The sequence below is a fragment of the Rathayibacter sp. VKM Ac-2927 genome, assembly GCF_022815525.1.
In the GTDB taxonomy this organism is placed as follows: domain Bacteria; phylum Actinomycetota; class Actinomycetes; order Actinomycetales; family Microbacteriaceae; genus Rathayibacter; species Rathayibacter festucae.
The window spans coordinates 96950-121841 of sequence record NZ_JALGRT010000004.1; the positions used below are offsets into that span (position 1 = coordinate 96950).

Genomic DNA, 24892 nt, shown 5'->3' on the forward strand with positions numbered 1-24892 from the left:
AGGGCGGGATCGGGGACCTCACCGCCTGTCTCATGTCAGCGCGCGCAGCTGAGTGGCGAAGAAGGCCAGCGAGCGGTCGACCTCGGGCAGCGCGGGCGTGCGGTTGAGGTGGCCGTGCGGCATGCCCTGCGCGAGGTAGCCGGTCGCGGCGACGCCCGCCTCCGCGAGCTGGCGGAGCAGGAGCTCGGCCGAGCCGCGGAGCTCGTCGAACTCGTTCACCAGGACCGAGGTCGGCGGCAGTCCGTGCAGCGGTGCCGCGCCGGGGAGGGCGTGCGGGGGCAGGTCGGAGAGTCGGCCGACGTAGGCGCGGACCATGTCCTCGATGCCGGCGGGCGGGAAGCGCAGCAGCGGCGGGAGCGGCAGCAGCTCGCGGATCACGGCGTCGTCGAGTGCGGGGTTCGGGAAGTGCGCGAACGGGTAGGCGAGCAGCACGTGGTCGGGGAGGCGGGCACCGGCGTCGCGCTCGCGGAGCGTCGCGGCGAGGGCCAGGGCGGCGCCGGCGCTGGCCCCGCCGATCGCGACGGGCAGCGCGTCGGGGGTCTCGGCGCGGAGGTGGCGCCAGGCGGCCTGCACGTCGTCGAGCGGGACGGGGAAGCGGACCTCGGCGCTCGCGAGGCGGTAGCCGACCGAGACGACGCGAGTGCCGGCGCGGGCGGCGAGCTCGGCGGAGACGACGTGCGACTCGCGCATCTCGAGGTCGCCGGCCTGGAAGCCGCCGCCGTGCACCCAGAGCAGCGCGGAGGCAGCGGGCTCTGCGGGCGCGTAGATCCGGAGCGGGATCGGGCCGTGCGGGCCGTCGATCGCCGCGTCGGAGACGGTGACGCCCGTGGGGAGCGACCACGGGCCGGGGTCCTCCTCGAACTCGGCGACCTTCGCCGCCTGCGCCGCGTCGAGCGGGTAGGCGACTCCGTCGAGCAGCGGCAGGCGGGCGGCGAGGTAGGGATCGAGCGGCAACGGTGCCTCCTGGAGGGTGCGGGGTACGGAGAACACGGTAGCCAGCGTTCTGCCGGACGGTGGATCTCGATACGCCCTCTCCGAGGGCTACTCGATCAGCATGACCCGAGCATGCTGGTCGAGCAGCGCGCAGCGCGTATCGAGACCCCGCTCGCCAACAGGAGCGGACCATGCTGGTCGAGTAGCGCGCAGCGCGTATCGAGACCCACGTCCGTCAGAACGGGGGCGGGACGTCCTCGAAGCGGGGGCCCGGCGGCGCCCCGGCCAGGGCGGGTGGGCGGATCGTGACGGTGCGGCCGGTCGGCGTGGTCCAGACGATGCCGCCGTCCGGGCGGGGGACGTAGGTCCAGCGGTCGCCGTGGCGGACGTGGTGGTGGCTCACGCACAGCGAGACGAGGTTCTCGAGCGACGTCTCGCCGCCGTTGCGCCACTCGATCGTGTGGTCCGCCTCCGACCTCGAGGCGCTGCGGGTGCAGCCCGGGAAGCGGCAGGTCTGGTCTCGGAGCTGCAGATGCAGGCGCATCTGCGGGGGCGGGACCCGGTAGGTGCGGCCGACGGAGACGACCGCGCGGGTGTCCGGATCCGTGAGGACGCGGGTGAAGGAGGCGCCGGTCTCGACCAGCGCGCGGGCGAGGTCGGCCGGGATGAGGCCGTAGCCGTCGAGGTCTGCGGGTGCGTCATCGAGTCCCGCGGCGGTCGACGCGGCGAGGGTGAGCCGCACCTCGGCTCGGATCCCGGGGACGTACGACTCGGACACGCGAGGACCGTCGCTCGCGGGTGTCGTCCCGGCGATGTCGCCGTCGCACAGCAGATCGGTGAGGGCATCGGCCTTCAGCTGAGCCAGGGTGCGCTCGTCGCCGCCCTCCCGGAGGGAGCGGGCGATGCGGTCGAGACGATCCCCGATCCCCATCGCGTCCGGCGCGGGGAGGAGCGCGCAGAGAGTCGCCATCCCGTCGATCTCGGGCGAGATCCACACGGCGCGGTCCTGGCGGGCGCGGGCATGGCGCTGAGCGAACGGCTCCTCGTGCAGCTCGTCGCGGAGCCGGGCGACGATCCGCCTCAGCTGCGTCGACGTCACGTCCGGCGCGACGCCCGCGGCGCGCTCGTCGAAGGCGGCGCGAGAGGCGGCGGGCAGGGTCGCGGCGATCGCGCAGATCACCTCGCTCGACTCCCAGAGGAGGCGTCCCTCCGCCACCGCGGCGCGCGTGCACGGCAGCTCCTCGACCAGCAGGATCGCGCGATCGATCACCTTCGACGCCGCCCGCTCCGACAGGCGCAGCGCGACCGCGAACTGCGCCCGGATCGACCGCTCGACGAGGCTGCTCGCCTCGCTCCGGGAGAGGCCGCCGCCCCGCGCGAACTCCTCGGGAGCGGTGAGCGCCGTGCGGTACGCCAGATGCACGGCCTCGGCCCGCGTGAGCAGGAACCGCGCCGACGTGACACCGAGGTCGGCGGCGACGCCGAGGACCGCGCCGACCGCGGCGACCGGCCCGGTCGGTTCCTCCGCGCTGCTCGCGCCGCTGATCTCATCCATACGAGTATCGAAGCAGGGACCGCCGACACCCGCGGGGCCGTCTCGAGCATCCCTCAGACAACTCCGCGAAAGAGCTCCTGTGGAGGAGCGACGGCGGCGGCTCGGGCCCCTCAGCGTGCAGGCGCAGCGCGCTCGAGGAGGAGGACCCCGTCCAGGAGGACCGTGTCCTCGCCGTCCGGGCCGGTCGCCGTCCGCTCGCGGGTCTCGACGAGCCGGGGCGTCCACTCGGCCGGATCGAGAGCGAGGGCGGCGAGCTCCTCCTCGGGCGAGGCGAGGACGGGCCCGCCCTCGTGCCGGTGCGCGTGCGCGGACCAGGGCGGCGCGGCCGCGTGCGAGACGACCGCGAGGACTCCGCCGGGCGCCACGAGCTCGGCGGCACGGCGCAGGATGGGGATCCGCGGCAGCTCCACCATCGAGTGCAGGAAGCTCGACGCGACCAGGTCGAAGACGCCCTCGACCGGCCAGTCGGCGCCGAGATCCGCCTGGCGGACATCGATCACGAGACCCCGGGCGAGCGCCTCGGCCCGGGCGCGCTCGAGCGCGGTCTCGGAGAGGTCGAGGCCGGTGACGGTCCAGCCCTGCGCCGCCAGCCAGAGGACGTCGCCGCCCTCGCCGCAGCCCAGGTCGAGGGCGCGGCCGGGGGTGACGTCGCCGACGAGCTCGACGAGGGTCGCGTTCGGCCGGCCCGACCAGACGCGGTCGGAGTCGGAGTAGCGCGCCTCCCAGTGCTCGCGGGCGGTCCCGGGCTCGGTGTCGTGCTCGGTGTCGTGCTCGGTGTCGTGCTCGTGCTCGCTGCTCATGTCGTTCCCTCCGGCGAGCGCGGCGCGTGCGTCCGGCTCCGCTCGAGGATGCCGGACCGCGCGCTCCGGAGCCAGCCGTCGTGCCGCTTCGGCACGGGCTCCTCCCCAGGTGCCGAGTGCGGGGCTCTCTCCACCGATCTCCGCGACCCCTTCCGCGACACCGCGGACGCCGATTAGCGTCGGCGGCATGAGCCTGAGCTTCGAAGAGATCATCGTCGACTGCACCGACTTCCGCGCCCTGGGGCACTGGTGGCAGGAGGCGCTCGGCTGGGACATCGTCGACGAGGACGACGAGGGGATCGAGCTGCTGCCCGCATCCGGCCGCGGCCCGAGCCTCCTCTTCCTCGACGTCCCGGAGCGGAAGACCGTGAAGAACCGCCTGCACCTCGACTTCGTGCCCGACGATCAGGCAGCGGAGGTCGACCGGCTGATCGCGCTGGGCGCCACCCGGATCGACGTCGGCCAGGGCGAGCAGTCCTGGGTGGTGCTCGCGGATCCGGAGGGGAACGAGTTCTGCATCCTCTCCGCACGAGAGTGACGGAGGGCAAGGATGCGTATGTATCGATAACCGTCTGAGAATGTCAAGGGTAGAACGATCGTTCTCGACACCTCTAGCATCGGCTTCGACGCGAGCCCGCCCCGGCCGCGCAGAGACGAGGAGAGACCCGTGAGCGCGAACGCCCTGCCCACGACGGCCCTGCCCGCGACGGCCCAAACCGCGAGAGCGGAGAAGGCGCAGTCCCCCGCACTGAACCGCACCGCCGGCCTCTACGCCTACGCCTACCGGCTGACGCTCTCGGAGTCGATGGCCACCGCCGCCCTGCACCAGGCCGCGGTCACCCTCCGCTCGGGATCACCGCGTGTCGTCGACGAGCAGTCGGCCCTCGAGATCGCACGGACGGAGATCGGCCGTCACAGCGTCGGCCGCCGCGCCGCGCTCGTTCCGGCGTCCGCTCCGGTCGGGCTCCGCGAGGACGACCTGCTCCGCTCCGCGTTCCACCGCCGCCTGCACGGCCTGCCCGCCCTCGAGCGCCAGTGCTGGCTGCTGCGCCACACCGGCGGGCACGACGTCGCGGTGATCGCCGACCTCCTCGAGATCAGCGCCGAGCAGGTGCGCTCGGCCCTCGGCAGCGCTGCGGCGATCCTCGTCGCGGGCGAGCTCGCCGACGCCGGCGCGGAGGACGCCGAGAACACCGCCCTCTGACACGCCGATCGCAGCGGCGGGTGCGGGAGGGAAGGAGCCCGAGGGACGCCGGGTCCAGCCGGCGGCGCCCCTCAGGCGTCTGAGACCGCGCGGGCGGCGCTCCCTCGGGAGCCGTCCGGGCGGAGGTTCGGGGTCAGTCGAGGTAGTCGATGTCGTCCCACGGCTCCTGCAGGTCGCCGGTGTCGCGGTCGTCGTCGGGGACCTGGACCTCTTCGAAGATCACCGGCACGCCGGAGGAGATCAGCACGCTGACCTGGCGGTTGCCGACCACGACGAAGTCGATGAGCCCGCCGCCGGCCTGGGTCGCGCGGGTCGCGGACTCCTTGAGATCGTCGACGTCCGTCCCCTGGGAGAGTCCGTAGGTCTTGCCCTCGATGGTGACGGTGGTTCGGATCATCTGGCGCGCCTGCTCCTCGACTCGGGAGCCCTCACCCTACGAATCGTGCCGAAGTGCAGCCAGGCCTTGCGGAGGAGGCGGCGGACTGCCACGCGCGCTCGCGGACTCTGCGCAGGACACGCGCGGAACGGCCCCGCTCACGCTCTCCCCGCTCGCGTCAACGGGGGTCACGGCGGGCCGGGCGGACCGTAGCGTGGCCGACGCACGATCCGAACACCCGCGGGAGCAGGACCGACCGCGGAACGAGCAACGAGGAGGATCCCATGACGGACAAGAGCACCCCCGACACTCAGCCGGTCGAGCCCGACGAGGTCGACCCCGAGACCGCGACCGACCCCGAGGGCGACCCGGTCGAGAACCCGTCCGGCTGAGCCGGGCGCGCGCCGCACGGCGCAGAGAAGGCTGAGAGCGCCGGACCCCCTGCTAGTCGGGGATCCGGCGCTCTCAGCCTGTGTTGTGCGGGTGCCGCGGTGCTGTCACCACGGCACCCGCCGGCCGGGAGGGGGAGGCTCGGCTCCCCCTCTCAGCGGCAGCGCCGCGTCGCGGTGATCAGCTGCGGTTGCGGCGTCGTGCTCGTCGCTGCTGGAGCAGCAGCAGTGCGCCGCCACCGAGGGCGAGGAACGCGAGCGACAGACCGGCACCGGTCTCGACTCCGGTCGAGGCGAGTCCGCTGGTCGGCGGCGTCCCGGACTTCGCCGGGATCACCGGCGGAGTGGAGGCCCGGGGCGTGCGCTGGACCGTGGGCGTGGGCGTCGAGGTGGGGGTCGGCGTCGGCGTCACCACGGGCGGCGTCGGCGTCGGAGTCGGGGTCACCACGGGCGGCGTCGTCGGCGGGGTCGTCGGAGGCGTCGTGGGCGGCGTGGTCGGCGGAGTCGTCGGCGGCGTCGTCGGAGGCGTCGTGGGCGGCGTCGTCGGCGGCGTCGTCGTCGGCGGAGTCGTCGGCGGGGTCGTCGGCGGGGTGGTCGGAGGCGTCGTGGGCGGGGTAGTCGGCGGCGTCGTCGGAGGCGTCGTCGGCGGCGTCGTCGGCGGCATCGTCGGAGGGGTCGTCGGCGGCGTCGTCGGAGGGGTCGTCGGCGGAGTGGTCGGCGGGGTCGTGGGCGGCGTGGTCGGCGGCGTCGTCGGCGGGGTAGTCGGCGGAGTCGTCGGAGGCGTCGTCGGCGGCGTCGTCGGCGGCGTCGTCGGAGGCGTCGTCGGCGGAGTCGTCGGAGGCGTCGTCGGAGGCGTCGTCGGCGGCGTCGTCGGCGGAGTCGTCGGAGGGGTCGTCGGCGGGGTCGTCGGCGGGGTCGTCGGCGGGGTCGTCGGCGGCGTCGTCGGAGGGGTCGTCGGAGGGGTCGTCGGCGGCGTCGTCGGAGGCGTCGTCGGCGGGGTCGTCGGCGGCGTCGTCGGAGGCGTCGTCGGCGGGGTCGTCGGCGGCGTCGTCGGAGGCGTCGTCGGAGGTGTCGTGGGCGGCGTCGTCGGCGGAGTCGTCGGCGGGGTCGTCGGCGGGGTGGTCGGCGGAGTCGTGGGCGGCGTGGTCGGCGGCGTCGTCGGCGGCGTCGTGGGCGGCGTCGTGGGCGGCGTCGTCGGCGGCGTCGTCGGCGGTGCCGTGGTCGGCGCGGTGGTCGGCGGGGCGGTGGTCGCCGGGGTGCAGGAGGACGAGACGAAGGTGTCGTCGTCGAGGGTCACGGCGCCGTTGCGGGCGAGGGCGCGGCCGTCGACGGTGACCGCGTTGGTCACGGTGATCGAGGTCAGCGCGAGGATCGAGCCCGCGAAGTCGGAGGAGGTGCCGAGGGTCGCGGAGCTGCCGACCTGCCAGAAGACGTTGCAGGCCTGCGCGCCGTTGATCAGCTCGATCCGGCTCCCGGAGCCCGTGATGAGGGTGGAGGCGGCCTTGAAGACGAAGACGGCGCCGTTCGCACCCTCGGCATCGAGGGTCACGGTGCCCGTGACTCCGATCGGGCCGGAGGCGGTGTAGACGCCGGGAGTGAAGGTGCGGCCGACGAGGTCGCCGGCGACGGACTCGGTGGTGGCCTGCGAGGTCAGCTGGTCGTAGGCCTTGACCAGGTCGGACTGCGCGCCGATCGCGTCGGCGTCCGCGGCGTGGGTCGCGCCGAGGACCTCGCCGGGCGGGAAGCCGGTGATCGCGGTGCCGGGGCTCACGCCGAGGTCGAGCGGCAGGAGCGTGTCGCCGGTGTTGGTGACGGTCGATCCGCCGAGGACCGAGAAGTTCCCCGCCCGACCGAGGGTCGGCGCCGTGGCCGCCTGGGCGGCGGTCGCGGAGAGGAGCCCCGCGGACAGGAGCAGGATCCCGGTCGACGCCGCGATCCCCACCTTCCAACGGGCCCGGTCTCGTCGGACGTGGGAGGGAGTTCCGTGCGGCATCGTTGCGCAGCGATCCGCCCACGACAGCGTGGGCTCGTGACACCCGAGGTGAGTGGAGTCGAACCGTAGCCCCGGGCCTGAGCAGGAGTACAGGGCGCGATCGCCGGCCCGGCGCGGATCTGCCGGGGATCCGGGCGTGGATCGACGGATTGTAACCCTAACGGGGGACTGCGTGCCGTTGCGCCGGTGTCCCCGGACACGTGACGCGGCCGAGGCCAGGATGACGCGGCGGCCACTTGCCCCGCCCCCGCTCGAGTGGGACCGTGGGCCGCAGCCGCCGACGCAGAGGAGCGCACCGTGGGAACCCTCGACATCGATCTGTTCAGCACCGTCGACGGGGTCGCGCAGGCGCCCGGCGGACCGGAGGAGGACCCGGGCGGCGGCTTCGCGTTCGGCGGCTGGCAGGCGCCGCTGGTCGACGAGGTGGTCGGCGAGCAGGTCCTGGACGGGATGGCCGGCATGGACGCCCTGCTGCTCGGACGGCGCACCTACGAGATCTTCGCGGGCTACTGGCCGCAGCAGCAGGGGCCGATCGCGGAGCTGTTCGACCGGATCCCGAAGTACGTCGCCTCCCGGGGGGCGCCGCCACTCCCCTGGTCCGGCTCGGTGCAGCTCGGCGCCGACCTGCCCGCCGCCGTCCGCGAGGTGCGCGAGCGCCACTCCGCCGTGCACGTGATCGGCAGCCTCGACCTGGTGCAGACGCTGCTCGCGGAGCAGCTCTTCGACCGGCTCACCCTGTGGCTGCACCCGATCCTGCTCGGCTCCGGCAAGCCGGTCTTCGGCGGCGGTGCCGTGCCCACGAACCTGCGGCTCGACGGGCCGGCCGTCACCTCGCCGCGCGGAGTCGTGCGCCTGCAGTACCTGCGGGTGGAGGGGACGCCCGGCACCGGGACGATGGGGCCCTGAGCCGCCGATCGACCCGCCGGCCTCGCGACCCTCCGGCATACTGACGGCGTGCAGGACGAGGACGACGAGCGCCAGGATCTCGAGCGCGCGCTCTACGCCCGCCCGACCGGGGACGACCGCGACGAGGCGCTGCGGGCCGAGGCGCTGCGGATCGAGGCGCAGCGGGCCGAGGCACTGCGGGCCGAAGCGCAGCGCCGACCCCTGGCCGCCGCCGCTGCCCCGGAGGCGCAGCCCGCCCCACGAGCCGCGGGACCCGCGCGGACGGCCGGCGAACCCTCGCCCGCCGTGCCCCCCGCTCGGTCGCGCCTCGTCCTCCTCGGCGCCGGGCTGCTCGTCGGCGGGCTCGCGATCGGCGCGGCCACCGCCTCCGTCATCGGCGCGGCCGTCCCGCAGCCGTCCTCGAGCGGGCCCGCGACGGCGACCGGGACCCCGACCCCGCGCGCGACCGACCGCTTCGCCGCGATCGTCGAGGGCTGGGCCGTCACCACCGACATCCCCACCGGCCTCTCGCTGATCTCGGGCGACGCCGAGGTCTACAGCCCCACCTTCGAGACCGCCCAGGACGACCGGCTGCTGCTCACGGCGCCCGACGCCACCCGGATCTGCCTCGCCCTCGAGCGCCCCGACGGCTCGCTCTCGGCGGGCTGCACCGGCCTCGAGGCCTTCTTCGCCGGCGACGCCCTCGACGTGGTCGGCACGGCGACCGGCGACGACACCCCGGTCTACACGCGCGTCACCCTCCGCCCCGACGGCAGCATCGAGGGCGGCTTCCAGCTGGTCGCGACGCCAGGCCCGGAGGCGTGAGCCGCGAATCCGCAGCGGAGACCTTCCCGCGGCGCACTCTCACCACGGCCGACGGCACCGAGCTCTCCGTCCTGGATTCAGGAGGCTCCGGCCCGATCGTCGTCGTCCTCCACGGCCTCGCCGGCAGCTCCTCCGAGTTCTTAGCCACAGCCCAGGCGCTGCCCGAGCACAGGGTGCTGCTGCTCGACCAGCGCGGGCACGGGCACAGCACGCGGCGGCCGGCCGACGTGTCGCGGGAGGCGTTCGTCTCGGACGTGATCGCGCTCATCGAGGAGGTCGGCCGGCCCGTCGCCCTGGTGGGCCAGTCGATGGGCGCGCACACCGCGCTGCTGACGGCGGCGGCCCGGCCTGAGCTGGTGTCGCGCCTCGTGCTGCTCGAAGGCGGCGAGGGCAGCGGCGACCCCGACCAGCATGCGGCGCTCGGCGAATGGCTCCGCGCCTGGCCGGTGCCGTTCGACTCCCGCGAGGCAGCGCTCGCCTTCCTCGGCGACTCCCCGCTCTCGCGCGCGTGGGTCGACGACCTCGAACAGGCGGCCGACGGCCTCCGCCCGCGCTTCGACCCCGACGTGATGGTGCGCGCGATCACCGCGGTCGCCGTGCCCCGGTGGGAGGAGTGGGAGAGAGTGACAGCCCCGACCACGGTGATCTACGCCTCCGACGGCCTCTTCACCTCGGAGGCGAAGGACGAGTTCATCCGCCGCGGACGCGACGTGACCCGCATCGACCTGGCGGGCGCCTCCCACGACGCGCATCTCGACGCGTTCGACGGATGGATCGCGGCGCTGCGAGCCGGTCTGTCGGGCTGAACGCGCCTGTCAAGCCAGCGCGGGCGCTCAGAGAAACCGAGGGCGCGGGCGCCAGGATGCGGGGACATCCGCCCGCTCCGCCGAGCACCGACCCGAGAGGCCCCGCCGTGCCCGCCAGCACCCAGAACGCCACCGCCGCCACCGACCCCGGCACCACCGCGCCCCAGGAGTACGACGTCGCCGTGATCGGCGCGGGCCCGGCCGGCACCGCCGCCGCCCTGCGCGCCGCCGAGCTCGGCGCGAAGGTGGTCGTGCTCGAGGCCGGCCGCGTCGGCGGCACCTGCGTCAACACCGGCTGCGTGCCCACCCGCGTGCTCGCGAAGACCGCGCGCATCGTCCGCGAGGCCCGCACCGCCGGCGACTACGGCGTCGACGTCGGCACGCCCGTCGTCGACTGGGCCGCGACCGTCCGCCACGTGCACGCGCGGGTCGACAAGGTCCGCTCGATCAAGCGCGAGGCGCAGCGCTTCGAGGAGGCGGGAGTCGAGCTGATCCACGAGGGCCGCGCTCGCTTCGTCGACGAGAGCACCCTCGTCCTGGACAGCGGCCGCCGGATCCGCGCGCGCTCGATCCTGATCTGCGTCGGCGGCCACTCGCGCCGCCTGCCGATCCCGGGCGCCGAGCTCGCCACCGTCCCCGAGGACGTGCTGGCGCTGCCGGCCCTCCCCCGCCGGGTCGCGGTCATCGGCGGCGGCAACACCGGCGCGCAGCTCGTCACGGTGTTCAACGCCTTCGGCTCCGAGGTGACACTGCTCGACGTCGCTCCACGCATCCTCACCACCTCGGACGCGAGCATCTCGGAGCACGTCGCCGGCGCCTTCGAGCGCCAGGGCGTGCGCGTGCACCTGGGCATCGAGACGGTCGAGCGCCTCGAGCGCGCGGAGGACGGCTCGATCGACATCACCTGGCGCGAGGACGGCTCGGCCCGCACCGAGCGCGTCGACGCCGTGATCATGGCGACCGGCTGGCCCGCCGACGTCGAGGACCTGGGGCTGGAGAACGCCGGCATCGAGGTCGTCCGCTCGGCGATCCCGGCCGATCAGTACTTCCGCACGATCGTGCCGCACGTGTTCGCGGTCGGCGACGCCAACGGGCGCGACATGCTCGTGCAGGCGGCGCAGTTCGAGGCGGAGGCGGCGGCCGAGAACGCGGTGCTCGGTGCGAACCGGCGCACCCCGCAGTTCCTGCTGCCGGCCGGCGGCTTCACGGACCCGGACTACGCGGGCGTCGGCTTCACGCAGGAGCAGGCGCGCGAGCGCGACCCGCAGTGCATCGTCGCGTCCGTGCCGTTCTCGAGCGTCGACCGCGCCGTGATCGACGACCGCGAGAGCGGATTCCTGACGCTGATCGCCGACCGCCGCCGCGAGCTGCTGCTCGGCGCGCACGCGGTCGGCGAGAACGCGATCGAGGTCGTGCAGTCCGTGACGACCGCGATGGCGGCCGGCGTCGACGTCGCGACCCTCGCGAACGTGCGGTTCGCCTACCCGACGTACAGCGCGGTGATCGGCATGGCGGCGCGGGCGCTGCTGGCCGAGCCGGCGCGGCCCGCCGAGCTGGAGTGAGCGGCGCTACCCGATCCCGGAGCGCGGCGCCAGCCCTCACCGGGTTCAGCGCCCGCTCCGAATGATGAGGGAAGGGCGACTCCCGCCCTTCCGCTCCCGAGAGGAACCACCGTGCCGATCCCCGCTGTCGACTACGCCCACATCCGCCTGACCGTCCGCGACATCGCCGTGTCGCGCGCCTTCTACGACTCCGTCTTCGGCTTCGACGTCGCCTTCGAGGCGCCGCCCGCGGACGCCCCCGAGGAGCAGAAGGAGCAGCTCGCGTTCCTCTTCGGCGGCGTGATCTACCAGTTCCCGGGCGGACTGCTGGGCCTGCGCCCGGTCGCCGACGCGGGCGACCGCTTCGACGAGGACCGCATCGGCCTCGACCACCTCAGCTTCGCCGTCGCCGACCTCGATGCCCTGAAGGCCGCCGCCGCCGCGCTCGACGAGCTCGGCATCGCGCACGAGCCGATCAAGGACGCCGGCGGCCAGAGCATCCTCGAGTTCCGCGACCCCGACAACATCGCGCTGGAGATCAGCTCGCCGAGCTGAGCGCAGCGCATGCTGGTCGAGTAGCCCCGGAGGGGCGTATCGAGACCCACCCATCGGACGACGGTGGATCTCGATACGCCCGCTCCGCGGGCTACTCGATCAGCATGAGACGGAGCCTTCCGGATGGTCTCGCCAACAGCATGCGAGCCGCTCGGATCGCATTCCATGCTGGTCGAGTAGCCCCGGAGGGGCGTATCGAGACCCGGCGTCTGCAGGACGGTGGATCTCGATACGCCCGCTCCGCGGGCTACTCGATCAGCAGGTGCCTCTCACGGGCGGCGCCAGAGGTACGGGGTCGTCGTCGAGACCTTGACGAGGCCCGAGCGCTCGAGGATGGGGCGGGAGTACTCGGTCGAGTCGCTGTGCACGAGGGTGCGGCCCGCCTCGAGCGCGGCGGCGGCGCGCGCGGCCGTCAGCGCGCGGTAGATGCCGCGGCCGCGGTACTCCTCGAGCACGGCGCCACCCCAGACGCCGACGACGTCGGAGTCCGCGACCGGCTCGAGCCGGCCGCCGCCGACCATGCGGCCGTCGACCTCGGCGACCCACAGCTCCATGCCGTCGCCGCGAGCGAGCCGTGCGACCAGCGCATCGGCGATGTCCGTGTCGACGTCCTCGCCGAACGCGGCGTCGATCATCGCGCTGAACGCGCGGACGTCCGGCTCGTCGACGACGCGGCGCAGGGTCGCGCCGTCGGGCACCGGGGCGTCGCGGGTGAGCGCCTCGAGCGGGCCGATCATGATCGACTCCGTCTCCTCGGCGACGAGGCCGTGACGCAGCAGCGCCTCGTGCAGACCGGGCGCCCGGTCGTGGCCGCGGGTCTTCCACTCGACCTTCCGGATCTCCGCGTCGGCGTCGAAGTGCGCGCGGGCCGCGGTGACGAGGGCGTCGATCGCCGCCTCGTCCGCCCCGCCGAGGTCGCGGTAGGTGACGAAGCCGCGCCCGCCGGCGAAGGTGACCAGCCGGAGCGGCCCGGCGCGCGTCACCGCCACGGCGCTCGGCGTCTCGGCGTCGGTGCGGAGCTGCTCGTCGTAGACGCGCAGGTACTGCGCGCGGAGGTCGTCGGGGTGGGTGCTGGTGGTCATCCCGCCACGCTACGGCCGGAGGGCGCAGATCGCCTCGGGGTGCCCATGCTGATCGAGTAGCCCGCGGAGCGGGCGTATCGAGATCCACCAGCGTCAGGACGGGAGTCTGCAGATCCGCCCTGCTGAGGACGGCGGGTCTCGATACGCCCCTGCGGGGCTACTCGACCAGCATGTTCGCCGGCGCCTCTTCCCGGTGGATCCTCCGATGTCAGAAAGCGAATCTGCAGATCCGCCCTGCTGGTGACACGGGTCTCGAGACACCCCTGCTGGCTGCTCGACCGGCAGGGGTGCGCACAACATCAGCTGAGAGCAGGGGGCATCCCCTGACAGCGGAGGCCACCCCTTCTCAGCTGATGTTCTGCAGCGCTCGAGCGCTCCACGCCGTTCGAGCGGGCCCTCCGGTGGTCGCACAGCACACGTTGCGGGCGTGTCGAGATCCACTCGCGTCAGAACGTGAGTCTGCAGACCCGCCGTGCTGATGACGGTCGGTCTCGATACGCCCCTGCGGGGCTACTCGACCAGCATGAGCGGAGTGACGCACCGGGGGTCAGCCGGTGACGCGGGCGATCAGGTCCTGGATGAAGGGGAGGACGTCGCCGGCCTGGTCGACGCTCGCGAAGGCGGTGGCGAGCAGCGGCCAGACGGAGCCGACGAGGGTGGCGATCACGGCGGCGACCGCGGCGACCCAGGCGAGGGCCGCGTTCCGGGAGACCAGGGCCAGAGCGAGGAACGCCAGGGCGACCAGGTAGCTCAGGACGATCGAGAGGGTGATCGCGCCGACCGGGACGTCGAGGACGCCCGCGGTCGTCGCGTCGGCCGCGCCGATCAGGCCGAGCACCGGGAGCAGCACGCCGACGACGACCAGGAAGCTGACGACGACGCCGGTCGCGAGGGCGGCCCAGGCCGCGCGCGGCTTCCGGCGCGAGCCGTAGGAGCGGGTGCGCACGGCCTACTCCGACCCGCGGCGCTCGGCGTCGGCGATGTCGGAGCCGTCGGCGGCCGAAGCATCGGTGGCCGAGGTGTCGGCGTCCACCGGCTCGACCTCGACGCGGACGACGAACTCGGCGGCGGGAGCATCGGCGGTGACGACGACGGTCTCGACAGCGTCGGAGTCCGAGTCCGAGTCCGCGTCGACGTCGGCGTCCCGCTCCACGCGGGCCGGCCGGGTCGCGACCTCGTCGGACAGCGAGTCCGCGGTGGCGTCCGACGCGGCGGCGCGGTCGGCCGCCTCGTCGAGGCGGTCCGAGGCGTCGTCGAGCGCGTCGGCGGTCCGCTCGCGGGCGGTGTCGAGCGCCGCGGCGCCCTTCTCGCGGGCGGAGTCGAGGGCGGCGCCGCCCTTCTCGCGGGCCGAGTCCATCGCGTCGCCGGCCTTCTCGACCAGCGAGGGGCCGTCCTCGCGCTCGGAGTCCGGCACCTCGATCGGGTCGAAGGGGCCGTGCACGTCGGTGACGTTGACGTTGACGACGACGCGCTCGCGGGTCAGCTGCGCGGCGGCCTTGCCGACCTGCTCGCGGACGGCGTCGATGACCTCCTGGACGGGGCGCGGGTACTCCGACACCAGGTCGAGGTCGAGGACGAGCGCGCCGTCGACGCGGGCGATGCTGACGCCCGGGCTCGTGCTGGTGCCCAGGACGGCGCGGGTCGCGCGGTCGAGGGTGCGGGCGGCGGCGCCGCCGAGGTGGTGGACGCCGGTGACACCGGCGGTGGTCTCCGCGGCGGCGGTCGCGAGCAGGCGCTCGATCGACTCGTCCTCCGGGTGCGCGCCGTCGATGGCGCGGAGGTCGTTCGTTCCGACGGTGTCGGTCATGGGGTACTCCTCAGTGGTCTTCCGGCCCTCCCGAGCGGGAGGGCCGGATCGTCCGGTGCGGCGGGTGCGCGGCACGGGGCGGCGCGGACGCCGCTACTGCACGCGGGCGCTGCTGCTCATCCTGGTGCGGAGGCCGCTGACGATCTGGATGACCACGGGGGTCTCCTCGCCCAGCACAGCGTCCCAGCTCTTCACCGCGTCGTCGATCGCGCGGCGGGTCCGCATCGGCGAGACGCCGCGGCGGGTGTGCGCGGTGACGCGGAGGACAGCGCGGTGCTTGACCTCGAAGGCGGTGACGTCGAGCGCGACGATCGAGGGATCGTGCGACAGCGCCTCCTCGAGGACGTGCTCGGCGACCTTCGCGTCGATGGTGACGGAGCCGCCGGTCGGCGTGCCCGCGCCGGAGCCGGAGCCCACGCGCAGCAGGGTCGACGTGCGTCCCCGGCCCTGGCGCACGATGAAGCGCACCAGCAGCAGGATCAGCACGAGGGCGACCACGGCCGTGACCCAGAGGATCCACGGCTGCCCGCCGGAGAGGGCGTCGGTGGTGGGCTCCGTCGCGTCCTCCGCGCCGGTGGAGACCGTCTCCTGGACGTCGGGGAACAGCGATCCGGCCGCGACGGCACCGCCGGCGAGCAGGAGCACGAGGCCCACGACGAACAGGAGGAGGCGGTTGAGGAACCGGTTGGTGGTGGTCATCGGACCGTCCCCTTCTCGGACAGGCGCACGCGGGCCGTGAGCTTCGGGCTGATGTCGTAGCCGGCGAGCTCGGCGTCGACCGCCGCGCGGATGCTGTCGACGTCGAGGCTGCGCCCGGAGGTGCGGCCGACGGTGACACCGGCCGTGCGACCGCCGATCGACACCGACACCTGGTCGGGGTCGACGTCGCCGGCGTAGGCGGCGGTGCGGGCGAGGCTCTGCGCGATCACGCGGTCGTCGATGACGGCCGCGGTGCGGTCGGCGGCGGCGCGGCGGCGGCCGCGACGACCCGGGGAGAAGGACACGACGATCAGGACGAGCCCGATCAGCGCAGCGACCACTCCGCCGGCCACGATCAGCGGGACGGGAGCGCTCGCGGCGCCGAGCACCGCGGCCGCTCCGTCCTGCGGGGCGACGAGCAGCGCGGGCTGCCCGAGGGCGGCGAGCACCGCCTCCGTGCCGATCCACGCGAAGACGAGGATGAGCAGGACCGCGAGGACGATCGCCGAGGTGGAGCGGGACGAGGTGATCTCGCGCCGGACGAGCCGGGGATAGAGGGCTCCGGTGGAGCGGGTCCCTGAGGCTGCGGGGGTCGTCACGAGACTCTCCTTCGCTCGCGCAGGTCGGCCCCGGTGATCCGGAGGTCGACGCGCCCGATGGTGGACCCGGTCAGCTCGAGGCAGCGGGTGCGGATGGTGGACTGGGCCGTGCTGAGACGGCTGAGGACCGTGCCGGAGCGGCGGTCCCCCTCGCCGAGCGGACGGATGCGCAGGGGGGCCTGCGCGGTGACGTGCAGCTTCCCCCCGTCGTCGTCCAGCTCGACCGAGACGTCCGACGCGTCGACGTCGAGCGCCTCCGCGGTGACGGCCGACACGACCCTGCGCACGGCGCGCGAGGTGATCGTCGTGCGGCCGTGGCGGGCCTGGTCGGCCATCACCGCCGCGGTCACGAGGACCGCCGCCCGCGGAGGGTGTCGGCGAGCGAGCTCAGGTCGAGCTTGCCCTCGACGACGCGGCCGACGCCGTAGCCGATGGCCATGGCGAGGGCGACCCAGAGGAGAGCCCAGAAGCCGAAGACCAGGCCGGTGACGGCGAGGACGGCGCCCAGGATCAGGCCGAGGTGGGACGGAGTCACTTGACGCGGCTCTCGGTGTCCTCGTCCTTGTCGTCCGAGGGGATGTAGACGTCGGCGACGGTCACGTTGACCTCGGTGACCTCCATGCCCACGACCGAGGAGATGGCCTCGGAGACGGCGGAGCGGATGCTGTCGGCGAGCTTCTGCAGCGCGACGGGGTACTCGGCGACGACGGTGATGTCGGCGGCGACCTGCTTCTCGCCGACCTCGACGGAGATGCCCTGGCCGCGGTCCTGCGCGTTGATCGCGTTGCGGATGGCGCCGATGGCGCGGGCGGCTCCGCCACCGAGGTCGTGGACGCCGGCGACCTGGCGGGCGGCGATGCCGGCGACCTTCTCGACGACGCCGTCGGCGATCGTGTTCTTGCCGGTCGAGGTCTCGGTGCCGTGCTTGGCCGAGGTGGTGGCGAGGGTGCTGGGGTTGACGTTGGTCATGATGCTCTCCCTGGTAGAAGGTGATGCGCGACTCGGTCGCGGTGACGACGATCCGTCGCACATGAATCAGACGTGCGGGGCTCCGGGATCGTTCCGCCGGATCAGCCAGTGCGCAGGAAACATCGAGCGACGACGCGCTCTGCGGCCAGCGCCGTCCACAGGCCCGCGGAGTTGCGCGGCAGCTGTCGGCGAGCCTCGGGGAGGAGGCGGTGGGCCGCGTGCTCAGCGGCGCAGCGTGTGGCTCGGCAGCTCCTCGAAGCGGGCCTGGTAGGCGCTGGCGAAGCGGCCGAGGTTGCCGAAGCCCCACTCGCGGGCCACGGCGGCGACGGTCGTCGAGCAGGGGTCGCCCTCGACGAGGTCGTGGCGGGCGCGGTCGAGTCGGACATCGCGCAGGTAGACGGACGGCGAGACGCCGAGGTGGCGCTGGGTGGCCTGCTGCAGGGTGCGGGTGTGCAGGCCGGCGGCGCGGGCGGCGTCGGCCGGGGTGATCGGCTCGTGCGCGTGGTGCTGCAGGAAGTCGAGGGCGACGCGGGTGCGCGAGGCGGAGGGGCGGCGCAGGACGGCGGGAACGTCCCAGGCGCGCCACGGGAAGAGCAGCAGCAGCGCGCGGGCCAGGTTGAGCTCGGCGGTGAAGCGGACGAGCGGGGCGATCGCCGCGCTCGCGAGCGCGGACGTGGCGTCGGTCACCGCGGTGCGCCAGCGGGCGAGGACGCCCGGGTCGGCGTCGGCCTCGTGGTCGAAGGAGACGGGCTGGCGCGGGCCGGAGTGCGACTCGGTCGCGACGTCCTCGAGGAAGCCGGGCGCGAAGTGCACGAGGTTCTGGCGGTGCGGCTGGTAGGCCAGGCCGAACTGGCGCTCGGCGGGCAGCAGGAACGGCGCGGACGCGGCTCCGGTGCGGGTGAAAGGCCGCAGGTTGAGCTGGCCGCCGCCGGCGCGGAACCAGCCGACGACGTACTCGCGCAGGTGCGCGATCTCGCCGGTCAGCGCGCCGGCGCAGTCGGAGGTGCGGAGCGTGACCCGCTCGCTCCCGCGGTAGGCGTAGCGGAAGGAGAAGGCGCGCGCGCCGGGCTGCACCCGGAACGAGCCGCCGCCGTAGGCCTCGGCGTAGACCGCGGACGCCTCGGCGGGGTCCGCTCCGGCGGCCTCGAACCGGCGCTCGGCGCCGACGGAGGAGTCGCTCACCGGGGCGAACGGGCTGCCCATCGTGAAGGTGGAGCCGCTGGGTGCCTGGGCGGGCGCTGTCGGCGACGGGGAGGTGTGCATGGTCGGGCTTCTCTCGGGGTCTGGGAGATCAGGGGCGGACGGGGGTCGGTCTTCGCCTCGGTGCTCTACAGATACAGACGGGTCGACGGCCGGAAACGTCACGGATCCGGGCCGTGCTCGCAATCCGGCCAGCGGATTCGTCGGTGACGGAGGAGGCTGGTAGGCATTCGGAGCAGCGGCTGCCGAGAACGCGCGCAGGCGCGCAACGACGGCGGAACGGCGGGAGGTGGCGATCGTGGCGGAAGCGCTGCCCGACGAGGCCCGGCCCGACGACGACCGGCCCGACGACGACCCGCTGCTCCGCGCCTCCGACGCCACGCTCGCCGCCCGGGCCGTGGACGGCGACATCGCCGCCTTCGAGCAGCTCGCCCGGCGCCACGGCGCGCTGATGCGGGTCTACGCCGAGAAGCTGCTGGGCTCCGAGGCGGAGTCGGACGACGTGGTGCAGGAGGCGTTCCTCACCGGCTGGCGCCGCCTCGGCGACCTCGACAGCCCCGCGCACATCCGGAACTGGCTGATGCGGATCGTCTCGCACAAGGCGATCGACCGGATCCGCGTCCGCCGCCGCCACGACGACATCGACGACTGGGATCCGCCCGCGCCCGCCGAGAGCTCGCCCGAGCGGATCGTCGAGGCGCGGCTCCAGCTGGACGCCGTCTGGGAAGCACTGGACCGATTGCCTCCCGATCAGCGACGCTGTTGGCTGCTCCGCGAGACCGCCGGCTACAGCTACCAGGAGATCGCCGACGCTCTCGAACTCCCCGTCTCGACGGTCCGCGGCCTGCTCGCCCGAGCCCGCCGCTTCCTGCTCCACGAACTGGAGGCATGGCGATGATCGACGCAGACGACGCCGTGCCCGAGGACGGCACGCCCGAGAACGGCGCTGCCGAGACCTCCGCGCCCGGCGGCGCGGTGCCCGACGACGACCTCGAGGGCCACACGCTGGAGGAGCTCGGCGAGTACCTCGACCGCGGACGCACCCCGGTCGATCCCTCGATCGAGGGCTCGGCCGCCTGCCGCCTCGCGCTCGCGAACCTCACCCGCCTGAACGAGCTGTCGGCCACCGCGCTGCGCCGCCGCGCCGACGCGGAGCCGGACCGCGACGAGGTCTGGATCGCCGGGCTGCTCGACGCGATCCGGTCCGAGGTGCGCTCCGGGCGCGACGTGCCGATCCGCCACCCCGACCCGACGCTGCGGCTCGCGCTGACCGAGGCGGCCGTGCGCGGGATGATCCGGCGCGCGGGCGACACGATGGGCGGCGTCATCATGGGCCGCTGCACGCTCGACGGCGACGTCGGGACCCCGGGCGCGGTGATCCGGGTCGACGTCACCTTCGCGCTCGAGTTCGGCGTGCCGGTCGCGACCGTCGCGGACCGCCTGCGCGAGCGGATCCGCTACGCCCTCGAGCGGCACACCGAGCTCGTCGTCGGCGCGATCGACGTCACCGTCGACGACGTGTATCCGAGCAGGGAGGACCAGCCGTGACCGACAGCACCGCGACCGACAGCACCGGGACGGACGACAGCACTCTCGACGGCGCCGCTCACGACGACACCGCGCTCTCGCAGCGTCTCACCGCCGCGATCCGCGATATCGAGGGCGTCGCCGGGGTCTACCCGGCGCAGCCGCTGCTCGAGGCGGCCGCCGACGCGCTCGCGGTGAAGCTCGCCCTGCGGCAGCCGGACGTGCTCGTCGACATCGACCGCTCGGACGGCTTCACCACCGTCACCGCGCACATCGCGGCGACCGCGGCGCTCCCCGCCCCCGAGACCCTGCGCGCCGTCGGCGAGGGGCTCCGGCGCCTGCTCGACTCGGAGCCGTCGGTGATCGGCCCGCTCGCCGTGAACGTGAAGGTCCGGCTGGTCGAGGACTCGGGGCGCGCCGCGGAGTAGCGCCGGTCAGGCGTCGATCGTGCGCTGCGCGCCGGGATCGGGGCTCGCACCCGCGTCGGCCAGCCCCCCGTCGGTCACCCTCACGTCGCTCGCCTCCACGTCGGTCGACGCGAGACTGATCCGGCGCGGCTTCGCCTTCGCGGCGATGGGGATGCGCAGCGTCAGCACGCCCGCCGTGTAGTCGGCTTGCACGCTCTCGGTGTCGAGGGAGTCGCCGAGGACGAGCTGGCGGCTGAAGATGCCCCACTGCCGCTCGGCGGCGACGGGGTCGGCGCCCTCCGGGAGGTGGCCGGCGCGCTCGGCACGCACGGTCAGCACGTTCCGCTCGACGTCGATGTCGATCCGCTCGGGCTGGACGCCGGGCAGGTCGAGCTCGACGACGAAGTCATCGCCCTCGCGCCAGGCGTCCAGGGGCATCACGGTCGGACGGGCGGCCGTGCCGAAGACCTGCCGGCTGAAGCGGTCGAGGTCGCGGAACGGGTCCTGCTGCAGAAGCATCATGGTCTCCTCACTCGCTGGAAATCGGTCGCCACCGGGCCTTTCGCCGGTGACATACAAGTATTTACAGCGGCGGGAGCGCTCGTGCAAGAGCGTCTCAGCGAACGCCGAGGAAGTCGCACCAGGCGGGCTGATCGGGGTCGTGACCGGGCCAGACCTCGACCGGCCGGCCATCGACTCCGTGCTGCGCCGCGAGGTCCGCGAGCCGCTCGATCGAGCGCTGCGCGGCGTCCGCGTCCGACGGGCGGGCCGTCCAGCCGCAGGGGGTGCGCTCGTCGAGGTTGCGCTGCAGGTCGGCGGCGTCGCAGGCGAGCACGATCGAGCGGTCGGCGAGGTCGATCCGGAACGACTGGTGGCCCGGGGTGTGCCCGCGGGTGTCGAGCGCGGCGACGCCGGGGGCCAGCTCGGTGTCGCCGTCGAGGAGCAGCACCCGCACGTCGGCCTCGAGCAGGTCGGCCGGGACGACGGTCTCGCGGCGGCCGAGACCCTCGCCGAGCCACTCCCACTCCCGGCGCTGCAGGGCGACCGGGGTGCCGGCGGGAGCGAGGCGCAGCCCGCCGGTGTGATCGAGGTGCAGGTGCGAGAGGGCGACGAGGGCGAGGTCCTCCCAGCGCAGGCCGGCCGCGGCGATCCCCTCGGCGAGCGCGTCGCCGGGCGGGACGACGGCGGTGTAGCTCTCGTAGTCGTAGTGCGCGGCGCGCTGCGCCGGGTCACGGACGCGGTCGAGGTGGAAGCCGCCGTCGATCAGGATCCAGGAGTCGCCGATGTCGATCGCCGCGCCGGTGACCGGCTCGAGGAGGAAGCGGGCCGGGTCGCCGCCGCGGAGCGAGATCGACTCGGCGATCGGCTCGTGACCGAGCACGAGCGGCACGAGGCGGTGGGGGCGATCGCCGGCGAGGGCGCCGGGCCAGTCCTCGGTGATCATGCGGTCCCCCTTCGCACTCGGATTGGATCCAATATAGTCGTGAATGAATCCACTGATCCACTCCCGCATGAGACGAGGGCTCGCATGACCGGCGCCATCCCGATCAACATCCCGATCACCACCGAGATGCTCCACTGGGGCCGCCGGCCGACCTACGAGATGGTCGAGCAGATCGTGGACGGCTACCCCTCCGACGTCTCGCGCTGGCTGATCGGCGCGCACACCGGCACGCATGTCGACGCACCCTCGCACTTCGTGCCGGGCGGCGCGACCGTCGACGAGATCGCGCTGGAGAGCGTGGTCGGGCCAGTCCGGGTGCTCGACCTGCGGCAGGTCGCGGAGGAGATCACGGACGAGGACCTCGTCGCGGCCGGCGCCGAGGGGGCCGTGCGCGTGCTGTTCCGCACGCGCAACTCGACCGACGCGCTGACCCGCGCGGTGAAGTCGGAGACCTGGGTCGGCCTCGCGCCGAGCGGTGCGCGCTGGCTGGTCGAGCACGGCGTGCTCTTCGCGGGCCTGGACTACATGACGATGGAGGCGCCCGCGCACACCGAGGAGTGGCCGACCCACGTGATCCTCTGCGGCGCCGGCGTCGTGATCCTCGAGAACGCGGACCTCGCGCAGGTCGAGCCCGGCGACTACCTGATGGTCTGCCAGCCGGTCGCCTTCGAGGGCCGCGAGGCCGCCCCCGCCCCGACGGTCCTGCTCCCCCTCCCGTGAGCCCCTCCCCGCGAGATGCCACTTGTGAGCGCGACACGCCGTGGAAAGCGCTCACAAGTGGCATCTCGCGGGGAGAGGCAGACTCGCGGAGGGGGTCAGACTCCTGCGGGCTCCAGGGCTCCCTGCTGCTCGCGGTCGAGCTCGGTGCGGACCGAGCGCTCGCCGGCGAGCTCGCGCGGGGTGCGCGGGGCGAGGAGGCCGACCACGATGAACGTGCCGAAGCCGATCGCCGCGGCGACGAGGGTGGCGTAGCCGTCGAAGCCGGCGCCGATCAGGTCGTTCGGGACGTAGAGGATGTCGTTCGGCACGCCGTAGAGCGTCGGGGTGAGCGCCAGGAAGACCAGGCGGACGACCAGGCCGACGCCGGCCGCCGTGAGCGCGGCGACGACCCCGGGGCGCTTCCAGAAGACGCCGAGCAGGAACGGCGCGGCGAGGCAGGCGAGCATGATGTCGAACGCGAGCGTCAGCAGGATGCCGGTCTGGCTGACTCGGATCGCGAGGAACGAGCCCAGGATCACGATCGGCACCATGGCGACGCGGGTCCAGCGCAGCAGCGGGTCGGGGCCGGTCCCGGAGTGGCGGCGGACCGAGAGCACGTTGCGCACGACGATCGCCGAGGTGGCGAGGATCGCGCCGGACGCCGTCGAGAACGAGGCGGCGACGACTCCGGAGAGCACCAGGATCGCGATGACCGGCGGCGCGTAGTCGTCGAGCAGCGTGAACAGCACCGGGCCGTCGGCCGCCGAGAGGCCCAGGACGGCGGTGGCACTGAGCGCGACGATCGCGAAGATCGAGCCGATCGCCGCGGTGCCGACGGCGGCGGCGTAGCAGGCGCGGCGGGCGACCTCGGGCGACTTGGCGCCGAAGATCCGCTGCATGAAGTCGATCGCGACGAGGTCGCCGATGCCGAGCGCGACGAGGGTGGCCCAGTTGACGGGGGCGCCCATCGCCGGGTCGGTGAGCTGCTCGAAGTCGAACGGCCCCATGCCCTCGGGGATGACGATGCCGTAGGCGAGCGCGACCCAGACCAGCAGCGAGATCGCCGCGACGACCGTGATCACGGTCTGGATGGCCGCGGTGTACGCGTCGGAGAAGAGGCCGCCGGCGATCGTGTAGCTGAGCACGAGGGCGACCGAGAGGATCACGCCCCAGGCGTACGGGATGCCGGCGAAGCGCTCGAGCAGGAAGCCGCAGGCCACCAGGTTGCCGGCCAGCAGGATCGTGAAGGAGAAGACCATGATCACCGAGGCGACGACCTCGGTGGTGCGGTCGTAGCGCATCCGGAAGAAGTCGGCGAGGGTGAAGAGCTTCATCGCGTTCATCGGCTTGGCGAGGAAGAGGCCCGTGATCAGGAGGCAGATCGCCAGGCCGATCGCGAGCGAGGCGCCCGCCCAGAAGCCGAACTGCGAGGTGAGGTCGGTGTTGCCGACGGTGGCGTTCGAGTCGACCGCGGCGGCCGTCAGGCTCACGGCGACGAGCGGGATGCCGAGGCGGCGTCCGGCGACGAGGTAGTTGGCGCTGTCGCCGTCGATCTTGCGGGCGACCGCGATGCCGACGGCGAGGATCACCACGACGGTGATCCCCACTCCGAGGATGATCATGCGTGCTCCGAGCTGCTGGGTGGTGCGGCGGGGTGTTTCTATCGGTTGATAGACACGGATCCTGCCGCGCGCTCGGTCGCGGTTCTTTTCGGGCGTGGGTCGATCCTGTTAACTCCGGCGCGCGTCCCCCTCCGCGAGAACGCGAAAGTTGCGGTAGTCGGCCGCGACTACCGCAACTTTTGGATGATGGGCGGGGGCTCGGCAGGCTCGGCGGGCGGGGCGGACGCGGGGTCAGACTCGGGCGAGCAGGGCCGGGCCCGCGGCGAGCGCCTCGGCGACGGCGGGGCGCGGGAGGTCGAGGACGCGGAGGGCCGCGAGGGCGACCGCCTCCGCGGAGGGGCCGGGCTCGGAGGGCTGCCGGCGGCGCTGCAGGATGACGTTCTCGACGAGGGCGAGCACGAGGGACGCGCCGGTCGCGGGGTCGGCGGCGCCGCAGGCAGCGACGAGGGTGCGGTACGCGGTCTCCAGCTCGGAGCGGCGGTCGCGGAACACGGCGAAGCGCTCGTCGCCGAGCTCGGGCAGCAGGTAGAGCGCGCCGACGTTGTGCTCGCCGGCCGCGAGCAGGCGGGCGTCGGAGACGCAGAGCGCCCAGAGGCGCGCGGCCGGCGGCTCGTCGCGGGTGAGCAGCACGGCGGCGGCGTCGAGCGAGGGCTGCACCGTGCCGAGCAGCAGCTCGAGCAGCACCGCGTGCTTGCCGCCGAAGTGGTGGTAGAGCGAGGCCTGGCGGATGCCGGCCGCCGCCGCGATGGCGTGCGTGCTGGTGCCGCCGAAGCCCTCCGTGCAGAAGAGCGCCGCGCTCGCCGCGAGGATGTCCGCCCGCGTGCCCAGCCCGGTGAGCGACGCCCCGGAGGCGCGCGGCCGTCCGGGGGGTGCGCTGGCCATGCGCTCGACCGTATCAGCGCCGTCGAGCCCCGCCGACTCTCCAAAAGTTGCGGTAGTGGCGCGCGACTACCGCAACTTTTGAGGAGTGGGCGG

At 73.8% G+C, this 24892-nt stretch carries 29 protein-coding genes; 11 read left to right on the forward strand and 18 right to left on the reverse strand.

Annotation, left to right across the window (positions count from 1 at the left end):
* Positions 1 to 30: 30 nt before the first annotated feature.
* From MT353_RS13170 to MT353_RS13180, 3 genes are all read right to left on the reverse strand, one after another.
* Positions 31 to 954, reverse strand: a complete 924-nt coding sequence (locus MT353_RS13170) for an alpha/beta hydrolase (RefSeq protein ID WP_243615699.1) — start codon at positions 952 to 954, stop codon at positions 31 to 33.
* A 214-nt stretch (positions 955 to 1168) separates the two neighbouring features.
* Positions 1169 to 2488: an HNH endonuclease signature motif containing protein gene (locus MT353_RS13175; protein ID WP_243624764.1), complete on the reverse strand. Its 1320-nt coding sequence runs from the start codon at positions 2486 to 2488 to the stop codon at positions 1169 to 1171.
* A gap of 110 nt (positions 2489 to 2598) precedes the next feature.
* Positions 2599 to 3288, reverse strand: coding sequence for a cyclopropane-fatty-acyl-phospholipid synthase family protein (locus tag MT353_RS13180; protein WP_243624765.1), 690 nt, complete (start codon positions 3286 to 3288; stop codon positions 2599 to 2601).
* A gap of 187 nt (positions 3289 to 3475) precedes the next feature.
* Between MT353_RS13180 and MT353_RS13185 the strand changes: the two genes are divergently transcribed.
* On the forward strand, positions 3476 to 3826 hold the full coding sequence (locus MT353_RS13185; protein ID WP_123447481.1) for a VOC family protein: 351 nt from the start codon (positions 3476 to 3478) through the stop codon (positions 3824 to 3826).
* A gap of 129 nt (positions 3827 to 3955) precedes the next feature.
* Positions 3956 to 4492, forward strand: a complete 537-nt coding sequence (locus tag MT353_RS13190) for an RNA polymerase sigma factor (protein WP_243624766.1) — start codon at positions 3956 to 3958, stop codon at positions 4490 to 4492.
* A 133-nt stretch (positions 4493 to 4625) separates the two neighbouring features.
* Here MT353_RS13190 and MT353_RS13195 read toward each other — a convergent pair whose 3' ends face one another.
* Entirely contained in the window at positions 4626 to 4889 is a 264-nt protein-coding gene (locus MT353_RS13195; protein WP_123447479.1) for a hypothetical protein, read from the reverse strand.
* A 549-nt stretch (positions 4890 to 5438) separates the two neighbouring features.
* Positions 5439 to 7199, reverse strand: a complete 1761-nt coding sequence (locus tag MT353_RS13200; RefSeq protein ID WP_243624767.1) for an ice-binding family protein — start codon at positions 7197 to 7199, stop codon at positions 5439 to 5441.
* A gap of 348 nt (positions 7200 to 7547) precedes the next feature.
* Here MT353_RS13200 and MT353_RS13205 point away from each other — a divergent pair, with 348 nt between their 5' ends.
* The 5 genes from MT353_RS13205 (at position 7548) to MT353_RS13225 (ending at position 11862) form a co-directional block, all read left to right on the forward strand.
* Positions 7548 to 8156 carry a dihydrofolate reductase family protein gene (locus MT353_RS13205; protein ID WP_243624768.1) on the forward strand — a complete coding sequence of 203 codons (609 nt, stop codon included), beginning with the start codon at positions 7548 to 7550 and terminating at the stop codon, positions 8154 to 8156.
* Between the two features lie 48 nt (positions 8157 to 8204).
* On the forward strand, positions 8205 to 8960 hold the full coding sequence (locus tag MT353_RS13210) for a hypothetical protein (protein ID WP_243624769.1): 756 nt from the start codon (positions 8205 to 8207) through the stop codon (positions 8958 to 8960).
* Entirely contained in the window at positions 8957 to 9766 is an 810-nt protein-coding gene (locus MT353_RS13215) for an alpha/beta fold hydrolase (RefSeq protein ID WP_243624770.1), read from the forward strand. The genes MT353_RS13210 and MT353_RS13215 overlap by 4 nt, the downstream gene beginning before the upstream one ends.
* A 107-nt stretch (positions 9767 to 9873) precedes the next feature.
* The gene (locus MT353_RS13220; RefSeq protein WP_243624771.1) at positions 9874 to 11328 is read left to right on the forward strand and encodes an NAD(P)/FAD-dependent oxidoreductase; all 1455 of its coding nucleotides are present in this window, start codon (positions 9874 to 9876) and stop codon (positions 11326 to 11328) included.
* Positions 11329 to 11439: 111 nt separating this feature from the next.
* On the forward strand, positions 11440 to 11862 hold the full coding sequence (locus MT353_RS13225; protein ID WP_123447474.1) for a VOC family protein: 423 nt from the start codon (positions 11440 to 11442) through the stop codon (positions 11860 to 11862).
* A 269-nt stretch (positions 11863 to 12131) separates the two neighbouring features.
* On the opposite strand, the gene MT353_RS13230 is transcribed toward MT353_RS13225, so the two are convergent.
* From MT353_RS13230 to MT353_RS13270, 9 genes are all read right to left on the reverse strand, one after another.
* Positions 12132 to 12944 carry a GNAT family N-acetyltransferase gene (locus tag MT353_RS13230; protein WP_243624772.1) on the reverse strand — a complete coding sequence of 271 codons (813 nt, stop codon included), beginning with the start codon at positions 12942 to 12944 and terminating at the stop codon, positions 12132 to 12134.
* 547 nt (positions 12945 to 13491) lie between these two features.
* Positions 13492 to 13890: a hypothetical protein gene (locus MT353_RS13235; protein ID WP_243624773.1), complete on the reverse strand. Its 399-nt coding sequence runs from the start codon at positions 13888 to 13890 to the stop codon at positions 13492 to 13494.
* A gap of 3 nt (positions 13891 to 13893) precedes the next feature.
* On the reverse strand, positions 13894 to 14751 hold the full coding sequence (locus tag MT353_RS13240; RefSeq protein WP_243624774.1) for an Asp23/Gls24 family envelope stress response protein: 858 nt from the start codon (positions 14749 to 14751) through the stop codon (positions 13894 to 13896).
* 93 nt (positions 14752 to 14844) lie between these two features.
* Positions 14845 to 15450 carry a hypothetical protein gene (locus MT353_RS13245; protein ID WP_243624775.1) on the reverse strand — a complete coding sequence of 202 codons (606 nt, stop codon included), beginning with the start codon at positions 15448 to 15450 and terminating at the stop codon, positions 14845 to 14847.
* Positions 15447 to 16049: a DUF6286 domain-containing protein gene (locus MT353_RS13250; protein ID WP_243624776.1), complete on the reverse strand. Its 603-nt coding sequence runs from the start codon at positions 16047 to 16049 to the stop codon at positions 15447 to 15449. The genes MT353_RS13245 and MT353_RS13250 overlap by 4 nt, the downstream gene beginning before the upstream one ends.
* The gene (locus tag MT353_RS13255; protein ID WP_243581525.1) at positions 16046 to 16399 is read right to left on the reverse strand and encodes a hypothetical protein; all 354 of its coding nucleotides are present in this window, start codon (positions 16397 to 16399) and stop codon (positions 16046 to 16048) included. The genes MT353_RS13250 and MT353_RS13255 overlap by 4 nt, the downstream gene beginning before the upstream one ends.
* Positions 16396 to 16584, reverse strand: coding sequence for a DUF2273 domain-containing protein (locus MT353_RS13260; protein WP_123734545.1), 189 nt, complete (start codon positions 16582 to 16584; stop codon positions 16396 to 16398). Before MT353_RS13260 ends, MT353_RS13255 begins: the two co-directional genes overlap by 4 nt.
* Positions 16581 to 17018: an Asp23/Gls24 family envelope stress response protein gene (locus MT353_RS13265; protein WP_243624777.1), complete on the reverse strand. Its 438-nt coding sequence runs from the start codon at positions 17016 to 17018 to the stop codon at positions 16581 to 16583. Before MT353_RS13265 ends, MT353_RS13260 begins: the two co-directional genes overlap by 4 nt.
* Positions 17019 to 17240: 222 nt before the next feature.
* On the reverse strand, positions 17241 to 18281 hold the full coding sequence (locus MT353_RS13270) for a helix-turn-helix domain-containing protein (protein ID WP_243624778.1): 1041 nt from the start codon (positions 18279 to 18281) through the stop codon (positions 17241 to 17243).
* Positions 18282 to 18516: 235 nt separating this feature from the next.
* Here MT353_RS13270 and MT353_RS13275 point away from each other — a divergent pair, with 235 nt between their 5' ends.
* From MT353_RS13275 to MT353_RS13285, 3 genes are read left to right on the forward strand one after another with little or no spacing between them, the layout of a single operon-like run.
* The gene (locus MT353_RS13275) at positions 18517 to 19116 is read left to right on the forward strand and encodes an RNA polymerase sigma factor (protein WP_308197465.1); all 600 of its coding nucleotides are present in this window, start codon (positions 18517 to 18519) and stop codon (positions 19114 to 19116) included.
* Positions 19113 to 19766, forward strand: coding sequence for an Asp23/Gls24 family envelope stress response protein (locus MT353_RS13280; protein WP_243599611.1), 654 nt, complete (start codon positions 19113 to 19115; stop codon positions 19764 to 19766). Before MT353_RS13275 ends, MT353_RS13280 begins: the two co-directional genes overlap by 4 nt.
* Positions 19763 to 20173 (forward strand): hypothetical protein, encoded by a 411-nt coding sequence (locus MT353_RS13285; RefSeq protein ID WP_243599610.1) that lies wholly within the window; start codon positions 19763 to 19765, stop codon positions 20171 to 20173. Before MT353_RS13280 ends, MT353_RS13285 begins: the two co-directional genes overlap by 4 nt.
* 6 nt (positions 20174 to 20179) lie before the next feature.
* Here the strand turns inward: MT353_RS13285 and MT353_RS13290 are convergent, their stop codons facing one another.
* Both MT353_RS13290 and MT353_RS13295 read right to left on the reverse strand, forming a co-directional pair.
* Positions 20180 to 20674 (reverse strand): Hsp20/alpha crystallin family protein, encoded by a 495-nt coding sequence (locus MT353_RS13290; RefSeq protein ID WP_308197523.1) that lies wholly within the window; start codon positions 20672 to 20674, stop codon positions 20180 to 20182.
* Positions 20675 to 20768: 94 nt separating this feature from the next.
* Positions 20769 to 21596, reverse strand: coding sequence for an N-acyl homoserine lactonase family protein (locus tag MT353_RS13295; RefSeq protein ID WP_243624779.1), 828 nt, complete (start codon positions 21594 to 21596; stop codon positions 20769 to 20771).
* 84 nt (positions 21597 to 21680) lie between these two features.
* On the opposite strand from MT353_RS13295, the gene MT353_RS13300 reads away from it, so the two are divergent.
* Complete coding sequence (locus tag MT353_RS13300; RefSeq protein WP_243624780.1) at positions 21681 to 22316, forward strand: cyclase family protein; 636 nt, start codon at positions 21681 to 21683, stop codon at positions 22314 to 22316.
* Between the two features lie 95 nt (positions 22317 to 22411).
* Here MT353_RS13300 and MT353_RS13305 read toward each other — a convergent pair whose 3' ends face one another.
* Both MT353_RS13305 and MT353_RS13310 read right to left on the reverse strand, forming a co-directional pair.
* Entirely contained in the window at positions 22412 to 23917 is a 1506-nt protein-coding gene (locus MT353_RS13305) for a sodium:solute symporter family protein (RefSeq protein WP_243624781.1), read from the reverse strand.
* A gap of 231 nt (positions 23918 to 24148) precedes the next feature.
* Positions 24149 to 24799, reverse strand: a complete 651-nt coding sequence (locus tag MT353_RS13310) for a TetR/AcrR family transcriptional regulator (RefSeq protein WP_243624782.1) — start codon at positions 24797 to 24799, stop codon at positions 24149 to 24151.
* Between the last annotated feature and the right edge of the window lie 93 nt (positions 24800 to 24892).